Consider the following 260-nt stretch of genomic DNA (forward strand, 5'->3'; position numbering starts at 1 on the left):
TTACAGAAAAAGAACTTTTAGAAATTTCAGCTGGTGGCGCAGGTAAATGTGTAGCAGGCATCGCTTCTGGCGCAGTTGGTGGATTCTTAACAGGAGCTGGATACACTTGGGAGCTTGGTCCTGGTGTAATTTATGGCAGTGGGCTAGGAGCTTTAGCTGGCGGCGTTGCTGGCGGAATTGCTGGTTGCTAATAAAAAATAAAAGGAGAATCATATTATGAACTTAGAGACACTTACAGAAAAAGAACTTTTAGAAATTTC

At 42.3% G+C, this 260-nt stretch carries 1 protein-coding gene; it reads left to right on the forward strand.

The features are described from left to right. Positions 1–191 (forward strand): hypothetical protein (locus JDS95_RS30725; RefSeq protein ID WP_199691067.1); only part of this gene is annotated, 191 nt, incomplete at its 5' end. Positions 192–260: the final 69 nt, after the last annotated feature.

It is taken from the genome of Bacillus cereus group sp. N24 (genome assembly GCF_016483345.1).
Lineage (GTDB): Bacteria > Bacillota > Bacilli > Bacillales > Bacillaceae_G > Bacillus_A > Bacillus_A toyonensis.